Annotated in this window: 13 protein-coding genes; 6 read left to right on the top strand and 7 right to left on the bottom strand. The window is 54.8% G+C overall.

Going from position 1 to position 15,573, the window contains the following annotated elements:
- Positions 1–598: 598 nt before the first annotated feature.
- Complete coding sequence (locus RBH20_RS18990; RefSeq protein WP_306711603.1) at positions 599–1,729, bottom strand: ABC transporter ATP-binding protein; 1,131 nt, start codon at positions 1,727–1,729, stop codon at positions 599–601.
- A 131-nt stretch (positions 1,730–1,860) separates the two neighbouring features.
- On the opposite strand from RBH20_RS18990, the gene RBH20_RS18985 reads away from it, so the two are divergent.
- Entirely contained in the window at positions 1,861–3,078 is a 1,218-nt protein-coding gene (locus tag RBH20_RS18985; RefSeq protein WP_306711601.1) for an aminotransferase class V-fold PLP-dependent enzyme, read from the top strand.
- 103 nt (positions 3,079–3,181) lie between these two features.
- Complete coding sequence (locus RBH20_RS18980; protein WP_306711734.1) at positions 3,182–3,826, top strand: PIG-L deacetylase family protein; 645 nt, start codon at positions 3,182–3,184, stop codon at positions 3,824–3,826.
- A 39-nt stretch (positions 3,827–3,865) separates the two neighbouring features.
- Here RBH20_RS18980 and nagZ read toward each other — a convergent pair whose 3' ends face one another.
- The 4 genes from nagZ to RBH20_RS18960 form a co-directional block, all read right to left on the bottom strand.
- Positions 3,866–5,437, bottom strand: coding sequence for a beta-N-acetylhexosaminidase (gene nagZ, locus RBH20_RS18975; protein ID WP_306711600.1), 1,572 nt, complete (start codon positions 5,435–5,437; stop codon positions 3,866–3,868).
- A 67-nt stretch (positions 5,438–5,504) separates the two neighbouring features.
- A complete protein-coding gene (locus tag RBH20_RS18970) occupies positions 5,505–6,422 on the bottom strand; it encodes a carbohydrate ABC transporter permease (RefSeq protein WP_306711598.1) in 918 nt (305 codons plus the stop codon).
- A 1-nt stretch (position 6,423) separates the two neighbouring features.
- Positions 6,424–7,284 carry a carbohydrate ABC transporter permease gene (locus RBH20_RS18965; protein WP_373567987.1) on the bottom strand — a complete coding sequence of 287 codons (861 nt, stop codon included), beginning with the start codon at positions 7,282–7,284 and terminating at the stop codon, positions 6,424–6,426.
- A gap of 250 nt (positions 7,285–7,534) precedes the next feature.
- Positions 7,535–8,902 (bottom strand): ABC transporter substrate-binding protein, encoded by a 1,368-nt coding sequence (locus tag RBH20_RS18960; RefSeq protein WP_306711595.1) that lies wholly within the window; start codon positions 8,900–8,902, stop codon positions 7,535–7,537.
- Between the two features lie 246 nt (positions 8,903–9,148).
- Between RBH20_RS18960 and RBH20_RS18955 the strand changes: the two genes are divergently transcribed.
- The 4 genes from RBH20_RS18955 to RBH20_RS18940 all read left to right on the top strand — a co-directional run bounded on the left by RBH20_RS18955 (position 9,149) and on the right by RBH20_RS18940 (position 13,784).
- Complete coding sequence (locus RBH20_RS18955) at positions 9,149–10,156, top strand: SIS domain-containing protein (protein ID WP_306711593.1); 1,008 nt, start codon at positions 9,149–9,151, stop codon at positions 10,154–10,156.
- Positions 10,157–10,323: 167 nt separating this feature from the next.
- Complete coding sequence (gene dgoD / locus RBH20_RS18950) at positions 10,324–11,472, top strand: galactonate dehydratase (RefSeq protein ID WP_306711591.1); 1,149 nt, start codon at positions 10,324–10,326, stop codon at positions 11,470–11,472.
- 52 nt (positions 11,473–11,524) lie between these two features.
- Positions 11,525–12,271 (top strand): IclR family transcriptional regulator, encoded by a 747-nt coding sequence (locus RBH20_RS18945; protein ID WP_306711589.1) that lies wholly within the window; start codon positions 11,525–11,527, stop codon positions 12,269–12,271.
- Between the two features lie 454 nt (positions 12,272–12,725).
- Positions 12,726–13,784: a glucose 1-dehydrogenase gene (locus RBH20_RS18940; protein WP_306711587.1), complete on the top strand. Its 1,059-nt coding sequence runs from the start codon at positions 12,726–12,728 to the stop codon at positions 13,782–13,784.
- A gap of 385 nt (positions 13,785–14,169) precedes the next feature.
- Here RBH20_RS18940 and RBH20_RS18935 read toward each other — a convergent pair whose 3' ends face one another.
- On the bottom strand, positions 14,170–14,754 hold the full coding sequence (locus RBH20_RS18935; RefSeq protein WP_306711585.1) for an HD domain-containing protein: 585 nt from the start codon (positions 14,752–14,754) through the stop codon (positions 14,170–14,172).
- Between the two features lies 1 nt (position 14,755).
- Positions 14,756–15,475: an EthD family reductase gene (locus tag RBH20_RS18930; protein ID WP_306711583.1), complete on the bottom strand. Its 720-nt coding sequence runs from the start codon at positions 15,473–15,475 to the stop codon at positions 14,756–14,758.
- Positions 15,476–15,573: the final 98 nt, after the last annotated feature.

Here is a 15,573-nt window from a genome sequence, read left to right as displayed (position 1 = left end):
AACCCGAAATTGGCGAGCCTCAGTGCGAGAACCGATACTAGTAATAGGCGTACACATGTTATTTAGTGGTCGGCCCTCCAGAGGTTGCGAGCTATGGGTCCACAGTGCAACCATCAGGATATACTGTGAACTGTTCACTGCTGTTGAATCTCAGTCAGGGATGTGTCTGCCTCTCTGTTACTCTTGAGCGTTTGGTGAGAGATGTAGCCCGACCCGATAATGTATGTACATCTGTTATCTGTCCTCTCTAAAGATGTCGCATTACGAAACAAAGCAGTGGTACTATCCTGACGCTCCGCAACTATGGCAGTTCATCTAGCGAGTGATTCCGCCTTGCTAGCTACTTCTAGTGGCTATCCGAACAATTTCATATTACGAAACAAACTCTCACACTCGCTTGTGGGGAGAGAATATTGAATACTAAGCAAGTACTTCTCGGATCATATCGTCAGCCAGCCCTGCGCTCAGTGTGCCGGCAAAATGGGCTTGGCAGTGCTCTATTTCCTTCGGTGGCCGACTGGGTATTCTCCCGGTCGTCACTACCACTGGGTGTTCTTCTCTCAAGTCACGTCCTCTCGGGCGTTACCGGACAAGAAAATCAGGCGGCAACCGGACTCTCTTCGTCGATCTCCGTTTCACTGTTTTTGATCGCGGTGCCAGAGTCCGCATCAAAGAGATGGATGACATCCTCTGGGAACTTCAATCCGACTCTGACCCCATTCCCGAGGTTTGTCCCATCCTCGACGGTGACCGTATACTGCTGCCCATCAATAGTTACGTACACGTGAAATAGATCCCCAAGTGGCTCAACAACGTCGACGGTCGCGGTGACTGTCTGCTCCGGTCCCGTCGCGGTGCTGAGTTGAATATCCTCAGGTCGGACGCCGAGAATGACTTTATCGTGCCCGTCAAGTTGGGCGGCGGTTTCGGCAGATAGCGCATAGGTAAACTCCTGATGTACTAGTGATCCGTCCTCAACAGCGGCAGGAATGAAATTCATCGAGGGCGACCCGATAAATCCGGCGACAAACCGATTGGCTGGACGGTGATAACACTTCAGTGGCGTTCCAACCTGCTGTAATACGCCGTCGTCCAGAATAGCGATACGGTCGCCCATCGTCATTGCCTCCGTCTGATCGTGGGTGACATAGATGGTCGTAACATCGAGTTCGTTCTGGAGGCTCTTTAGTTCGGTCCGCATTTTCGTCCGGAGTTTGGCATCCAGATTGCTCAGCGGTTCGTCCATCAAGAACACTGCCGGGTCCCGGACGATTGCTCTTCCGAGCGCCACTCGCTGTTGCTGGCCGCCAGAGAGCTCCTTTGGCGGATCATCAAGCAGGTCCTCAATGCCCATCATCTCGGCTGTCTCGGTTACACGCTGTTCAATCGTCTCTGTATCCAGATCTGTCGTCATCTTCAACCCAAACGACATATTCTCTTTTGCGGTCATGTGTGGATAGAGCGCGTAGTTCTGAAAGACCATCGCGATGTCGCGGTCACGGGGCTCGGTGCCGATAACGGATTCATCTCCGATCAAAATATCGCCCTCAGTTACCGTCTCAAGCCCGGCAACCATCCGCAAGGTTGTCGATTTTCCACAGCCGGATGGGCCGACCAGTACCAGAAATTCGCCGTCGTTCAGCGACATATCCACCGTATCGACAGCGACAACCTCGTCGCTCCCGTCGGAGAACGTCTTGACAAGGTTATCGAGCGCTAACTGTGCCATGCGATATCTGTTATTGCTTCACAGAGATATATAATAGTTTGTGTTCTTCGATTATAGATGGGAACCTTTCATATACCTGGAGAAGGTTTGAGTTCGTATACAGGATTAGCGGTAGTGAAAAGAGCACAACTATGGTTCCATTCACAACAGAGTCAGAGTCAGTGTATCGTCAGTTAGGCGTCACGCCGGTCATCAATGCAGCGGGAACGAAAACGCGGATCGGTGGCAGCCTCATTCGGGAAGAAGCCGCGGACGCCATGCGCGCTGCTGCCGACGAATTCGTTCAGTTGAGTGATCTAGAAGCAAAGGCGTCCGAACAGATCGCTGAAATCGCTGGGGCGGAAGCCGGATACGTTTCGCCGGGCGCTGAAGCCGGTCTGTTGTTGGCCGCAGCTGCCGCGATCGCGGGGGACGACCCGAAGACTATGTCGGAGTTACCCCATCCGACAGACGCACCAAACGACATCGTGATGCCCCGGACTCACCGGACTGGATATGACCATGCATTGCGGGCGGCGGGCGCAAACATCGTCGATGTCGGGACAAACGATTACCACCTTGGAACCGGCGCAACAAACGTTGAACCCTGGGAAATCGAAAGCGCTATTGACCAGAACACTGCTGGGGTTGCGTACGTCCAGAAAACGTACACACAGCCCGAACTTTCTACTGTCTCGGAGATTGCACATCGACACGATGTGCCCGTGATTGTCGACGCTGCCGCCGAGGTTCCGCCCATTGAAAACCTCTCCCGTTTCGTCGAACAGGGAGCAGACATGGTGGTGTTCAGTGGTGGTAAAGGAATCCGTGGCCCGCAAACGACGGGTCTTATCGCCGGCAAACGTCGGTATATCCGCTCAATCGCGGCCCAGCATCAAGATATGCACGTCGACCGTCGAGTCTGGAACCCACCCAGTTCGCTTATCGATACGGAACGATTCGATGGGGTCCCCAGACAGGGTATCGGACGGTCGCTCAAGGTCGGGAAAGAGGAACTTGTCGGCCTCATTCGCGCGCTAGAACTATTCATCGAAGAGGATCAGGAGGCGCTTGTTGCCGAGTGGGAGAATCTCGCCCAGAGCATGGCAGGCCAGCTTGAGTCGGCGGGCGTGGCGACCACAGTTGTCGCTGGCGGTGAGCAGAGTGTGGCACCTCACGTCATTGTCGACATTCCCAGCTCCCAATCCACCTCCCCGGCAGCGACGCTGGTCTCAGAGCTTCAGCGGGAGGACCCCCGCGTGTATGTCGGTGAGGATCGTATCGACGAGGGGGAGATTGTTCTCAACCCAATGTGTCTTGATGAAGACGGTGCTGCGTACGTCGTTGACCGCCTGCTCACGCATCTGTGACAAAGAAAAGTATAAATAATAACTGACAATATCATAGCACAGCATGAATGTCCTCGTAGTAGTTGCCCACCCAGACGACGCAGATGTCTTCTGTGGCGGTACGATAGCAAAGCACGCTGAACGTGGTGATGAGGTTAGTATCGTACATATGACCCGGGGCGAATACGGCGGGCTACAAACGAACTCACAGGAAGCGGTCGGGCGAGTGCGCGAACAGGAGGCCCGCGACTCGGGAGCCGTGTTAGGCGCGTCAGAAGTCGCTTTTCTCGATTTCAAGGACGGGCGAATCACTTACTCCCTAGAGCACCGTGTCGAGATAGTGGATGTAATCCGGGAGTATGAGCCGGACATCATCCTCACGCATTACAAAGACGATATGCATCCAGATCATCGGGCGACTTCACGGTTAGTTACGGACGCGTACTACATGGCGTCGCTGCCACTCGTTGAGACGGATTTCGAACCCTGCGATCCGGACAACATCTACTACTTCGGCAAGCCGACATCGGAGTTTACTCCATCCATGTTCATCGATATTGATGGGTATCTGGAACAAAAGGTCACAGCAATTGAGAAACACGAGTCACAGGTGGAGTTCCTCGTTGAGCACGGCGGTATCGATGCTGAGTTCGATAACCTCATTGATGGACTTCGCGCCGAGAATCTCGTGTTTGGCAAACAGGCTGGTGCCCGCAGTGCGGAGGGGTTCGTCCCGCTCCACGAGTCTGCACAGGAATTCCTCGGATAGCGCCGTGGGCGCTTGACAAGCACCGTGTTTGAAGATACCTCACTCGGGAATTGTGACCGGCAGCGTCCCTGTTGGTTTGACTGCCCCTGCCAGTGTTTTCGCCGCTGCCTGAATCACACCCGGCGAGTAGTCGTATGTCGTCAAAAACGTCGCCGCGTCTGGACAGACAGCGAGGTCGTACGGGTTCCGCACAGCAAGGACTGCTACCTGCTCGTGGTGCGCAACGAGTGTCTGGAGTGTCTCTGCCTGTGCCTCGCTCGACAGGGCATCGTAACTGACGGCCACAATCTGCTCGTTTGCTGGCGTTATATCGACGGTCTCACCGCCAGCCATGGTATGCGTCGTAATTTCAAACCCGACCTCTCTGAGCGCAGCAGCGACCACCTCTGGGTCGTATCGGTCGTCCTCGGCGGGCGACCCCCGCGTCCCAGTAAAGCTAACCACGTGCAGATGACGTGACGTATCGAACGGCAGTGTCTCGTTGTCGTCCCTGACGAGTGTTATCCCACAGTTTGCGATTTCAGTTGCAAGCTGTTTCGACGCAGCCGCACAGCCATCCCACTCCGGCGCTTCGGCAGTCTCAGATTCACCCAGCCGTTGCTCTTTATAATGCTGGATGCGATGCAGCGACCGGTCGATTCGCTCCTCGGTAAGCCGTCCCGTCCGGACGGCAGTAAGAACGGCCTCAATCGCTGCGCGCTGTTGCTCAAGCGTGTGCGAAACAGTGACGATATCACACCCGGCCTCTATTGCACGGACAGCCCCTTCGGCGCTGCCGACGCCTTCAGCAATCGCATCCATCTCGAGACAGTCCGTGACGAGTAACCCATCAAACCCGAATTGCTCCCGAAGCAGTGCTGTCTGGACTGCTGAAGATATCGTCGCCGGCAGTTCCTCGTCCCCTGTTATCGCCGGAAAGGCGACGTGCGTGGTCATAATCGCGTCGATGCCGCCCTGTATCGCAGCTTCGAATGGGGGGAACTCAACGCGCTCCAGTCGGGGCCGCTCGTGGGCAACCACCGGCAGATCGAGATGAGAGTCGACTGCCGTGTCGCCATGACCGGGGAAATGTTTCCCGCAGGCAGCGACATCCACGGACTGGAGTCCCTGAGCCATGGCTGCGCCCAGTGCGCCCACACGCTCGGGATCTTCCCCGAAGGACCTGACACCGATTACGGGGTTCTCTGGGTTGTTGTTGACGTCGAGGACCGGCGCGAGATTCAGATTGATCCCGAGACTCCGTAGCTCCCGTCCGACGGTTGCACCTGCTTTCCGGGCCATCGCGTCGTCATCACAGGCCCCGATGAGCATCTGACTCGGCAGTTGCGTGCCCCAGTTGAGGCGTGAGACGACACCCCCCTCCTGATCGGTAGCGACGAACAGTGGGTGGCCAGCGCCGACCGCTGTGGCTTCTGACTGCAACTCCGCTGAAAGCGCTGTCACCTGCGATGGAGATGCGATATTTCTGGTGAAGTAAATGATGTTTCCGAGGTTGTACTCACGAATCAGTTCCCGTATTCCATCAGTCGGTTCGGAGCCATCGAAGCCAGCCATGAACAACTGGCCGACCTTCTGTTCCAATGGCATACTCGCTACTGTCTGCGTCGACATATAACAACATCCGACGTGCTGGGGATATAAAACTACGTTTGCGATCACAAGCAGCTACACTCGAAGATTACTGCTTGACACTCCCGGAAGTTAGCCCGGAAACGATCTGCCGCTGAAACACGACGAAGATTGCGAGCAGTGGCACAGCGGCGAGGGTCGAGGCAGCCATCATCTGGCCCCACATCGTCTGATCCTGTTGCTGGAAGTTCTGGATCCCAATAGAGAACGGCGTCACGTTGTCAGTCGCCAGAACTGACGCGAACAGCACCTCGTTGAACGCGAGCAGGAACACGAACATCCCAGTCGCGGCCAGCCCTGGTGCTGCGAGCGGCATCACGACGCGGAACAGGGCCTGCGTCCGCGTACAGCCGTCGATCCGCGCGGCTTCCTCCAGTGCGGTCGGAATCGTGTCGAAGTACCCACGAAGCATCCAGATGGTGAATGGGACAGTAAACGTCGTATAGAGGAATATCATCCCATGGTACGTGTCCTTCATCGGGATGTTCGCGGACTGGTCCATGACAATGAACAACAGAAACATCGGGATGAGGATGAGTACGCCGGGGATCATCTGCGTTGCGAGTGCCCCCATCTCGAACTTCTCCTTGCCGGGGAACTCGTATCGCGACAACGAGTAGGCAGCTAATCCACCGATAAGCAACGAGAGGACGGTGGTCACACTCGAAATGACCAGGCTGTTAACGTAGTAGTCAACAAGCGGGAACCGCTGGAACATCAGGAAGTAGTTCTGGACATAGGGGTCCGCTGGGATTATATCGAGCCCGAGCTGCAACACTTCATCGCGGGTTTTGAACGATGTCGTGAACATCATCCAGACGGGGAATATCGCGAATATGAGAATGAGGATGAGCACGGACCGCCAGAGCAGCTGGTATACGAGCTCTTTCCCATCCGCAGTTAGCCGCATTTCGTCGGGCACCGTCGTACTTTCTGACCCGACAGCAGCCATGAGCGAACTGAGCATCTCAGATAGCACCTCCGTCGTAGCTAGAGGCCACAACGCGTTTGTAATAGACGTATGCGATGGTCATCGAGAACAGGAACAGCATCGCGCTGAGTGCGGACCCGATTCCGTACGCACTCTGTTTGAAGCCAAAGGAGTAAATGAGCAACATCAGGACGTTCCCCGATTCGCTGGGTGACCCACCCAGCAAAATATACGGGACGGGGAAATTGATGAAGGTCCAGAGTATCAATAGCAGTAAAATGACGGCAGAGACGGGCTTCAACTGTGGCAGCGTGACGTACCGCAGTTTCCCCCATCTGCCGGCCCCATCGATCTCGGCAGCCTCGTACAACTGTTCAGGAATTGATTGCAACCCAGCGTACAACATGATTGCCGCATACGGGAAGTTCCGCCAGACGTTTGCGATGATTATCGCATACAGTGAGTTTGGACCCAGAAGCCAGAACAGGGAGCCCTCTATGAGTCCAGCCTGACGGAGTAACGCGTTGATGACTCCAGTATCGCTCCGGAACATCATCCGCCAGGTAAGCAGCGTGACGACAACCGGCGTCACATACGGAATCAGAATCACGGTTCTCGCGACAAGCTTGCCCCGGAACTGCTTATCGAGGGTAAGCGCGGTGACGAGCCCGAGACCGTACGTCCCTATCACCGACCCGACCGTATACAGAATGGTGACTTTGAGCGAGTTCCAGAACTGTGCGCCATAGATCGTATCTTTCTGGAACACCTTCGCGAAGTGGTCAAGCCCGACAAACGTCTCAGGGCGGAACCAGTCGGTGTATCTGAGCGACGGGAACTCATAGAAGCTCATAACGAACCCGAGAATGACCGGAATCCCGTGGACGAGAAGCATCATCGCCAGGGCCGGAGCAATGAGCTTGAGTCCGAACCGCTGGCTTGCAGGTAACGAGCTAACGTATGGGATATGGACTGCTGGGAGTCGACGTCTGACGCGCTGGTACGCGGACAAGAGCATACACAATCGATTATTATGCTATGTATTTAACCGTTCTGCACGACACTTGGGTACTACCGAACCGAGAAAGTGCACGTAGATATGCAACTGGACAAGCGGCGTAACGCACTGAAATGATCGTTTGCGGGGCTCAGCCCTGTAGCGCGTTCTCCGCCTGCATCGCAGCCTGCTGGAGTGCCGCCTCGGTATCGCCTTCGGACCAGGAGTTGGTTGCTGCCTTCGTGAGCACTTTCGTGACAGCCCCTTTGATTGCTCCGGAGACATCACCCCATCCCACAACTTGTGGCGCTGTCTTGGCATTTGTACTGTTCAGCACGTCTTCACTGAAAGATTGATACAGCTCACCCTGGAAGGCTTCTTGCTCGAAGCTACTCTTGATAGTCGGCAGGAAGCCAGACCCCTTCGCGAGCTCTGCGTTGACCGCTGGCTGCATCAGATATTCGATGAATGTCGCGGCTGCGCCCTTCTTCTTCGTCCAAGGATGGATACCCATGAGATTCACTCCGAAGAAGGTAGACGACTCTCCTCGGTGACCAGCTGGTGGCTTGCCGACGCCGAGTTCGGCATCAATCTCATTTGCAACCCTGAGCCCTTGCCACGTAGAGGCTATCCGCTTGCTGCTAAACGCGTTATTCCGTGCAACGCCGTTCCACTCGACTGACGCTTGTGGAGACGCCTTGTGCGTCGTCGACAGGTCCTTGTAGAAATTCAGCGCCTCCACCGCCGCATCACTGTCAAATGTCGGCTTGGACCCATCAATCACGCTCCCACCGTTTTGCCAGATGAGCATCATATAGTACTGGACGACGGCCCAGTTGTTCGCACCAGGAATGCCAAACAGGTATCTCGTGTTGTAGCCCTCCTGTTCCCACTTTTCGGCCTGTTCATTGTACTTCGTCGCATCATTCGCGAGTTCGTCCCAGGTCGATGGCGGGCCATCGATACCAGCTTCCTCGAACAGCGATTTATAGTAAATATGTCCACGTGGTCCCCAGAACCAGGGGAATCCAGCCCGGACACCATCGAACTCGCCTATTTGAAGCGGTGACTCGTAGATATTGTCTGTCGGCATTGAGACGCCGGCCTCGCCGAGGTCCATCCAGCCGTCAGAATTGACCTGTTGTGGCATCCACGTCGATGCGATTTCTTCGACATCTGGACCGGTCCGGGTCGAAATACTGTTGTTTTGCTTCTTCCGAGCGACGCCCCAGCCCATCGTTTCGAAATCCACCTTGATCCCGTGTTCTTTCTTCAGTATCGGATTGTGTTTCTCGTAGAACGTCTCAATGTGGTCATTGACGAAGTGACGGACTGTGAGGGTGGTTATACTGTTCGACTGGTCCCCGGTGCTCGCGCCGGAATCGCCATCCCCACCATCTCCGGGAGTACTCTCTGAACTGTCACTGCCGCCACAGCCTGCGAGTAGCGTGACCGTTGCCGCGCCGGCGCTTTTGATGAAGCGACGTCGCTTGCCACTCCGCAAACTACTGTCTGACATATGGTATCACCAACGAACCAGCTAGTATATATAATTAATTGTTTGGGATGTTTTCGTCGGTAGTGTTGTCCAAGTGCCACCTGAGATACCTATCGTATGGTTTTATGTCCCACTGTGATCAACTCGCAACCTAAGCGATCGCAGCGAGGCTCAACTCAGACAGAGAGCTGCCGGCTGACCAGAGCGCCTCTGTCGGCGCTGTCAGTAACATAACTGACCACGGTGGCTCCCCATGAACACCAAAATATGACCACACACGCAGTCTACAACGAGATCCGAACCGGTATCGACCGACTGAATGATTTCGAGATGAGTACTCATGACCTTTCCCAGCCACGCAAGCGTATTGCACACGCTGACAGAGTCCACTTCATCGGCTGTGGGTCTTCCTACTGGACAGGAGTGATCGGCCAGTATGCGTCGTTCCAGCGTGGTATCGACGCAACAGCGTACGCCGCGTCGGAGTATCTGTTCACTGGCCCACCGATTACTGATCGAACGGTTGTTGTTGCCTACTCCCAGTCCGGTGAGACATCTGAAACTGTTACAGCCGCTCGACGGGCAAAGGAGCGGGGTGCGGTCGTTATCGGTATTACAAACAGCGACGATTCATCACTCGGGTCAGTAGCAGACGAGGTCCTTGTCACGCCAGCGGGGACCGAGAAGGCAGTCCTTGCTACCAAAACAGTGGATGCCGCGGTGATGCTGACGCTCTCGTTGCTCGAAAGCAAATACAGCGAGCGCACATCGAGCGAGTTGCAACGCACGTGCCGGAACGTGATTACTCAGAATCTCGAGGCAGCCGTATCCGTCCTTGCGGAGGCCGAGACGCTCTACACGCTCGGCCGGGGGATCGAATATGGACTTGCGGGCGAGGCTGCGACGAAGTTCGGTGAGGGGGCACTGTTGCACACGACACCACTCCCAACACCCGAGATCAGCCACGGTCCCATCGCAAACGCCGCCGGTGAGCCCGCACTCATCATTGCTACCCAAGAATCGAAGTCATCATTGACCAGCGAGGTCGTTTCGAAGCTACGCGACGCCAGCGTGACCACAATTGTCCTGCGGCGGCCGACGAATGAGTACGGTGGCGACATCGCAATCGAACTCCCCGCTCAATCACCAGACCACCCCATCGTCCCGTTGAAAATCTTGCAATCGCTCACGTATAAGACGGCCGTAAAAAAGGGATACAATCCAGATGACCCACCAGAACTCTCGAAACATGTTGAGTGGAGTGCACTGGGATAGCGAGTCAGACCGGCAACCCAGGCGAATGACGCATCTCGATTGTCGATGAGAGGCCTGCGGTGGCGGACATCAGGATACACAGGCGTACCACGTTTTGATCGATCAATAGCTGAAGTATGCCGGTTGTAGCATGAAGGTTAATCACAGTCCCGCTGCGAGACAGTAGTATGCAAATCACCGGATACGAACTGTTCGAAATCCCACCCCGCTGGGTTTTCTTGAAGCTAGAAACCAGCACCGGGCTTTTGGGCTGGGGTGAGCCTGTTATCGAGGGCAGAGCGAAAACAGTTCGGGCGGCAGTCGAGGAGATGCTGGACCAGTACCTCATCGGGAAGGACCCGTTTCGAATTGAGGACCATTGGCAAGCGCTGTATCGGGGCGGGTTCTATCGCGGCGGGCCGATCCTGATGTCCGCCATTGCTGGTATCAATCAGGCACTCTGGGATATCAAGGGGAAACATTTCGATGCACCTGTGTATGAACTGCTGGGTGGGAAAAGCCGGGATAAGGTTAGAGTGTATAAATGGATCGGTGGCGACAGGCCGGAGGATGTCGCTACGGAAGCGACGCGGTTAGCTGAGGCTGGCTACACCGCGCTCAAAATGGATGCGACAAATCAGACTCGATTCATCGAAACAAGAGCGTCGCTCGATGAGATCACAGAACGAATTCAGCACGTTCGAACAGCGGTGGATGACCGAGTAGATATTGGGATCGATTTCAGAGGCCGAGTATCAAAATCGATGGCCAAGACCCTTGCTAACCGCCTCGAATCCGTCGAGCCGATGTTCATTGAAGAGCCAGTGCTTCCGGAAAACATCGAACACCTTCCGAACATCGCAGCCCAGACCCACGCACCTATCGCAGCAGGTGAGCGACTGTACTCGAGATGGGATTACAAAGACCTCCTGAAAACGGGAGCGATTGACGTGATTCAGCCCGATGTCTCGCACGCAGGCGGCATCTCGGAGATGGTTAAACTGGCAAACATGGCGGAATCACACGATGTCGCCATTGCACCGAACTGCCCGCTCGGGCCAATTGCGCTGGCTGCGTCAATCCAGGTCGATACGGTCGTTCCGAATCTGCTAGTACAGGATCAGGGGTTCGACGTTCACTCTGAGACGACCAGTCCCGCACACGACCTGCTGAATTCGAACCCGTTTGCGTTCGATGATGGCTACCTGAAGACGTTGGACGGCCCGGGACTGGGTATCGATGTAGCACTAGACGTAGTTCGGGAGAAGGCAGAAGCCGACCTCGACTGGCATAATCCAATATGGCGGCACGAGGATGGCAGCGTCGCCGACTGGTAACGACCGTTTCATAATAATAAAAACTTAAGATACAGACGGAATTAGCATTCCTATGACCGATAAAACTGAGACCGCGACACTCACAGCACCCATGAAGACGTTCGCCATTGTCGACGCGCTCAGAGATGCCGATGGGCCGCTTGGTGTCTCAGAGGTGGCCGAGCGACTCGGGTACACTCGGAGTACGACGTACAAGCACCTGAATACGCTGTTGCAATCTGGCTACGTGAGAAAGAGTACAGGGGACTATCAGTTGACGTTACAGTTTGCCGATATCGGCGAACACATCAAATCCCAGACACCCATCTATCACGACACGAAGCCCCAGATAGACCAGATATCAGCGACGACCGGCGAGTCTGCCGGACTGGTTATCAAGTGCGAAAAGCAGATTGCCGATGTCTATCATACCGCCGTTGACGACTCACCGAGACACGTAAACTCCCCGTGTTTTCACTGCAGCGCTCCGGGAAAGGCAATCCTCGCAGCGACCGGTCCAGAGGAGGTCGATGCTATTTTAGACCACACTGGGCTGCCTGCAGCCACCGAAAACACGATTACGGACCGCCAGACGCTTACCGCCGAACTCGATAATATCCGGGACCGGGGTATCGCGTTCGAGCGTCGTGAGCAGTATCCGGACGTAAACTGCGTTGCGATTCCGATTCGGGATCAGTCCACAACCGCCGCTGTGTACGTGGCGGGACACGCTGATCGGTTGAGCGGGAAGCGGTTACAGGAGGATGTTCCCGGGATGATACTGAGCGCTGTCAGACAGCTCAATGCGGAGCAGGTCTGACCTGATTGTTGTTGTCTCTTTATCGGTGCTGTCATGATACTCTAGACTTAGCAATGCGCGGTATACCTCGATCAACTGTGTTTCTATCCGACGCAAGATACTTTCAGTAACGCCGATACATGCCTCAACAGAAATTTTTATCCGAAATAGAGTATTTCCTTTAGTGAAATTCTTTCCTAGCGGTCGGCACATGTAATAACAGGCGTACACTTGTTTTCCAAATTTGGTCTGGTGAATCCAGCGCTCTCCAGATATGCACAGATCGTAATATAGAGGCACTGTGCTGGTCCCATGCCATCCGATCGCCTTTCAGCACCATTGTCGTTCATCAGAGTTCCAGCACTCAATAACTTTTCATAATAAGAAACAAAACCGAAGAAGTGCCTCTGTCTACTGGTCGAAACATTCAAATGTTGATGGATGATGGCTTTCACTCACGAGGATATCTATCACAATGGATGCAATCGCTGTCAAGCGGGGGAAGACTCGGCCAGAACGCATCGATATCGAGCGTCCGGAACCGGACCAGGGAGAAGTCCTCGTGAGGACTCTCCGAGTTGGCATCGACGGAACGGACTTTGAGGTACTATCGGGGTCACACGGTGGGTTTCCGGAGGGTAGTGATCACCAGATACTGGGGCACGAGGCCGTCGGTATGGTTGAGTCCGCAAACGGGACAGCGCTGAACGAGGGAGAGATTGTTGTTCCAACGGTCCGGCGGCCCGCAGACATATCGAGCCGGTTTTTCGAGAACAATGAGCCTGATATGGCACCACCCGGTGAGTATGTCGAACGCGGGATTGCGGGGGCGCACGGCTATATGGCTGAGTACTTCACCACACCCGAATCGTTTCTCGTTTCAATCCCGGAGTCGCTTGCGGATGTCGGATTTCTGGTCGAACCGATCAGCAATGCCGAAAAGGCACTCGAGCTGGCACAGCGGTCTAGATCGACCTTCGAGTGGCAGGAGTCTGCCGGACTCGTCCTTGGAAACGGTCCGTTAGGACTGCTTACACTGGCGATGCTTGCAGACCGGTGTGAGCGAACGTACTGTCTCGGTCGTCGTGAGCGGCCGGACCCGACCATCGACATCATTGATGAACTGGGGGCCACGTACATCAACTCTCAACAGACGGCTGTGGATGAAATCCCTGCAGTTCACGAACCGATGGACCTAGTGTTTGAGGCGACGGGGCACGCAAAACACGCATTTTCCACGATCGAAGCACTCGGTGCGAACGGGGTTGGCGTCCTCCTTGGCATTCCGGAGGACTGGGAATTCACTGTCAATGGCGGCGCTCTCCACAGACAGTTGGTCCTCCAGAACAAAGCGCTGCTCGGGAGTGTGAATTCAAATGTTCGGCATTATAAACGCGCTCGTAGCACACTTGCAGAATACCCGGACTGGTTCCTTGCATCTATTATGACGACTCAGTGCTCGGTGTCAGAGTTTGCAGATGCATTCGCGGAATCACCGGATACTATCAAATCGTACATTGAGTTTAGCACCTAAGTAACAGCGTACCCGCAATATACACGTATCTAGCTCAAAGAGTTGTATCCTCTCCCATATACGCTTATTAATAATAATCTTAATTTTCTTTTAGCTCTGTTTGGGTAGATATCACTGTTTTAGAGCTGTTTATGCCAATAGATATTGTACTATGGCGACACATCTCCTACGTTTAGACGCAGACATCTGCTAAACGAGTAGAAATAAACTGCTATCCTCAAAATACGGGCGAGGGAAACCAGTGGGTAGTGTCTTCGGGTACCGGCGACCTCGAAGCTACCGACTGTCAACAAGGCGTTGGATTACGCAGTTACTATCCGTGCCTATGAAGGACTAAATCCGCCGATCGATTCTTCAGCAGGGGTGCTATCGTTTGGGCTAGTGGCTACGTTTGGGAGTACTCATCAACCCACTCCTGCAGCGTGATACCCATCGTTGACTGCGTAATCGCGTTCGAGGACGCGGAGTTTGCACTCTTGACGAGTTCGGCTTCCAGTGTCCGCGTCGGGATCTCACCGATAAAGTGTGGAATCGCTCGCTGAACCGCCAGCGGACAGCCGACCTCGTGAGCAAGTGCATAGCCAGACAGGGAGTGTGGGATCTCTTCAGTTGCGTATCTGGGGTCCGGGTCGAGTAGCTTCTCGCCCTCGACAAAGTCAACGTACTCATAACATTTTCCGACATCGTGGAGTAATGTCGCCGCAATGATGACGTCGATATCGGGGTCGGCCCCGTGGAACTCCTGTTGCTCGATAGCGGATTCCCGTGCGATTCTGGTGACACCGCGGACGTGCCTGACGTTGGTCACCTCGTGGATATTCCAGGCGTAGGGAATGTCCATAATGTCGCGCCAGCCACCCCGTTCAAGCGCGAGTGTCCACGCTTCGATGACTTTGCTACGAAGGTCGTCCGATGAGATGTAGTCGAGTTCCGGGAACGCCTGCGTGATCTGCGCCTCGTAGTTAGGCATACTACCCCTCGTCCTTGACGAGCTGTTCCTGTCCGATAAACCGGGGCCGCTCGTCGATAGCCAGGAAGTTGTTCACGTCTTCGCGGGCCGCTTTCGCCTTGCCTCTGTCCGGCGCGTAGTCCCGTGAGCCTTCGCTGCCGAGAGCGTCGTATAGCTTCTCGATGTCGTCGAAGTAGAGTTCGGCGACACCGTCGAACTCGGCGTTTTCGGGGTTTGTTGGGATGACCGTATTGTACTTGACGACGCCCTCGATTTCACGGGCAATCGGCGTATGGTTGGTCTGCCAGTAGTCGACGAACTCTTCGTGGGTCATGTCATCTTGCCGGACGAGAAACGCCGAGTGCTTGTAGAGACCGTCAGTGTCGCCATCGACCTCGTCTTTCTGCACGATCTCTTCGCCGATAATACGCGGCCGCTCCTCGACAGCAAGGAAGTTATTCACGTCTTCGCGGGCCTTTGCGGCGATCTCCTTGGTAGGGTCATAGTCCCGGGAGCCGGGACTGCCTAGCGCCTCGTGTAGGTCTTCAAGCGTCTCGAAGTACAGTTCCGCCAGTCCGTCAAATTCGGCGTGTGCTGGCTCTGTTGGAAGGACTTGCTGGTAGCGAACCACGCCCTCGATGTCCTTCGCGATCGGCGTGTGATTGGTCTGCCAGTAGTCAACGAACTCCTCGTGAGACATATCGTCCTGTCTGACTAACAGAGCTACGTGCTTGTACATCATCAGCACATTTCTGACCTATGAGTATAAAAGCTAACGTTGTTTCCTGTCAGAGTATTTAGGCCAGTAAAGATTAATGTATGCATGACGCCGAAGATTGA

Source organism: Haloarcula sp. H-GB4 (assembly GCF_030848575.1).
In the GTDB taxonomy this organism is placed as follows: Archaea; Halobacteriota; Halobacteria; order Halobacteriales; family Haloarculaceae; genus Haloarcula.
Note: the sequence above shows the minus strand (reverse complement) of the source record. Positions and strands in the feature narration are given on the sequence as shown.

Coding starts and splice junctions, on each gene's coding strand:
- RBH20_RS18965 (WP_373567987.1), bottom strand. CDS start 7,284: ATGATGCTTCTCGTCCACGGGATTCCGGTCATTCTCGGGTTCGTTATG.
- RBH20_RS18970 (WP_306711598.1), bottom strand. CDS start 6,422: ATGCTCAGTTCGCTCATGGCTGCTGTCGGGTCAGAAAGTACGACGGTG.
- dgoD (WP_306711591.1), top strand. CDS start 10,324: ATGCAAATCACCGGATACGAACTGTTCGAAATCCCACCCCGCTGGGTT.
- nagZ (WP_306711600.1), bottom strand. CDS start 5,437: ATGTCGACGCAGACAGTAGCGAGTATGCCATTGGAACAGAAGGTCGGC.
- RBH20_RS18990 (WP_306711603.1), bottom strand. CDS start 1,729: ATGGCACAGTTAGCGCTCGATAACCTTGTCAAGACGTTCTCCGACGGG.
- RBH20_RS18940 (WP_306711587.1), top strand. CDS start 12,726: ATGGATGCAATCGCTGTCAAGCGGGGGAAGACTCGGCCAGAACGCATC.
- RBH20_RS18935 (WP_306711585.1), bottom strand. CDS start 14,754: ATGCCTAACTACGAGGCGCAGATCACGCAGGCGTTCCCGGAACTCGAC.
- RBH20_RS18955 (WP_306711593.1), top strand. CDS start 9,149: ATGACCACACACGCAGTCTACAACGAGATCCGAACCGGTATCGACCGA.
- RBH20_RS18930 (WP_306711583.1), bottom strand. CDS start 15,475: ATGATGTACAAGCACGTAGCTCTGTTAGTCAGACAGGACGATATGTCT.
- RBH20_RS18985 (WP_306711601.1), top strand. CDS start 1,861: ATGGTTCCATTCACAACAGAGTCAGAGTCAGTGTATCGTCAGTTAGGC.
- RBH20_RS18945 (WP_306711589.1), top strand. CDS start 11,525: ATGACCGATAAAACTGAGACCGCGACACTCACAGCACCCATGAAGACG.
- RBH20_RS18960 (WP_306711595.1), bottom strand. CDS start 8,902: ATGTCAGACAGTAGTTTGCGGAGTGGCAAGCGACGTCGCTTCATCAAA.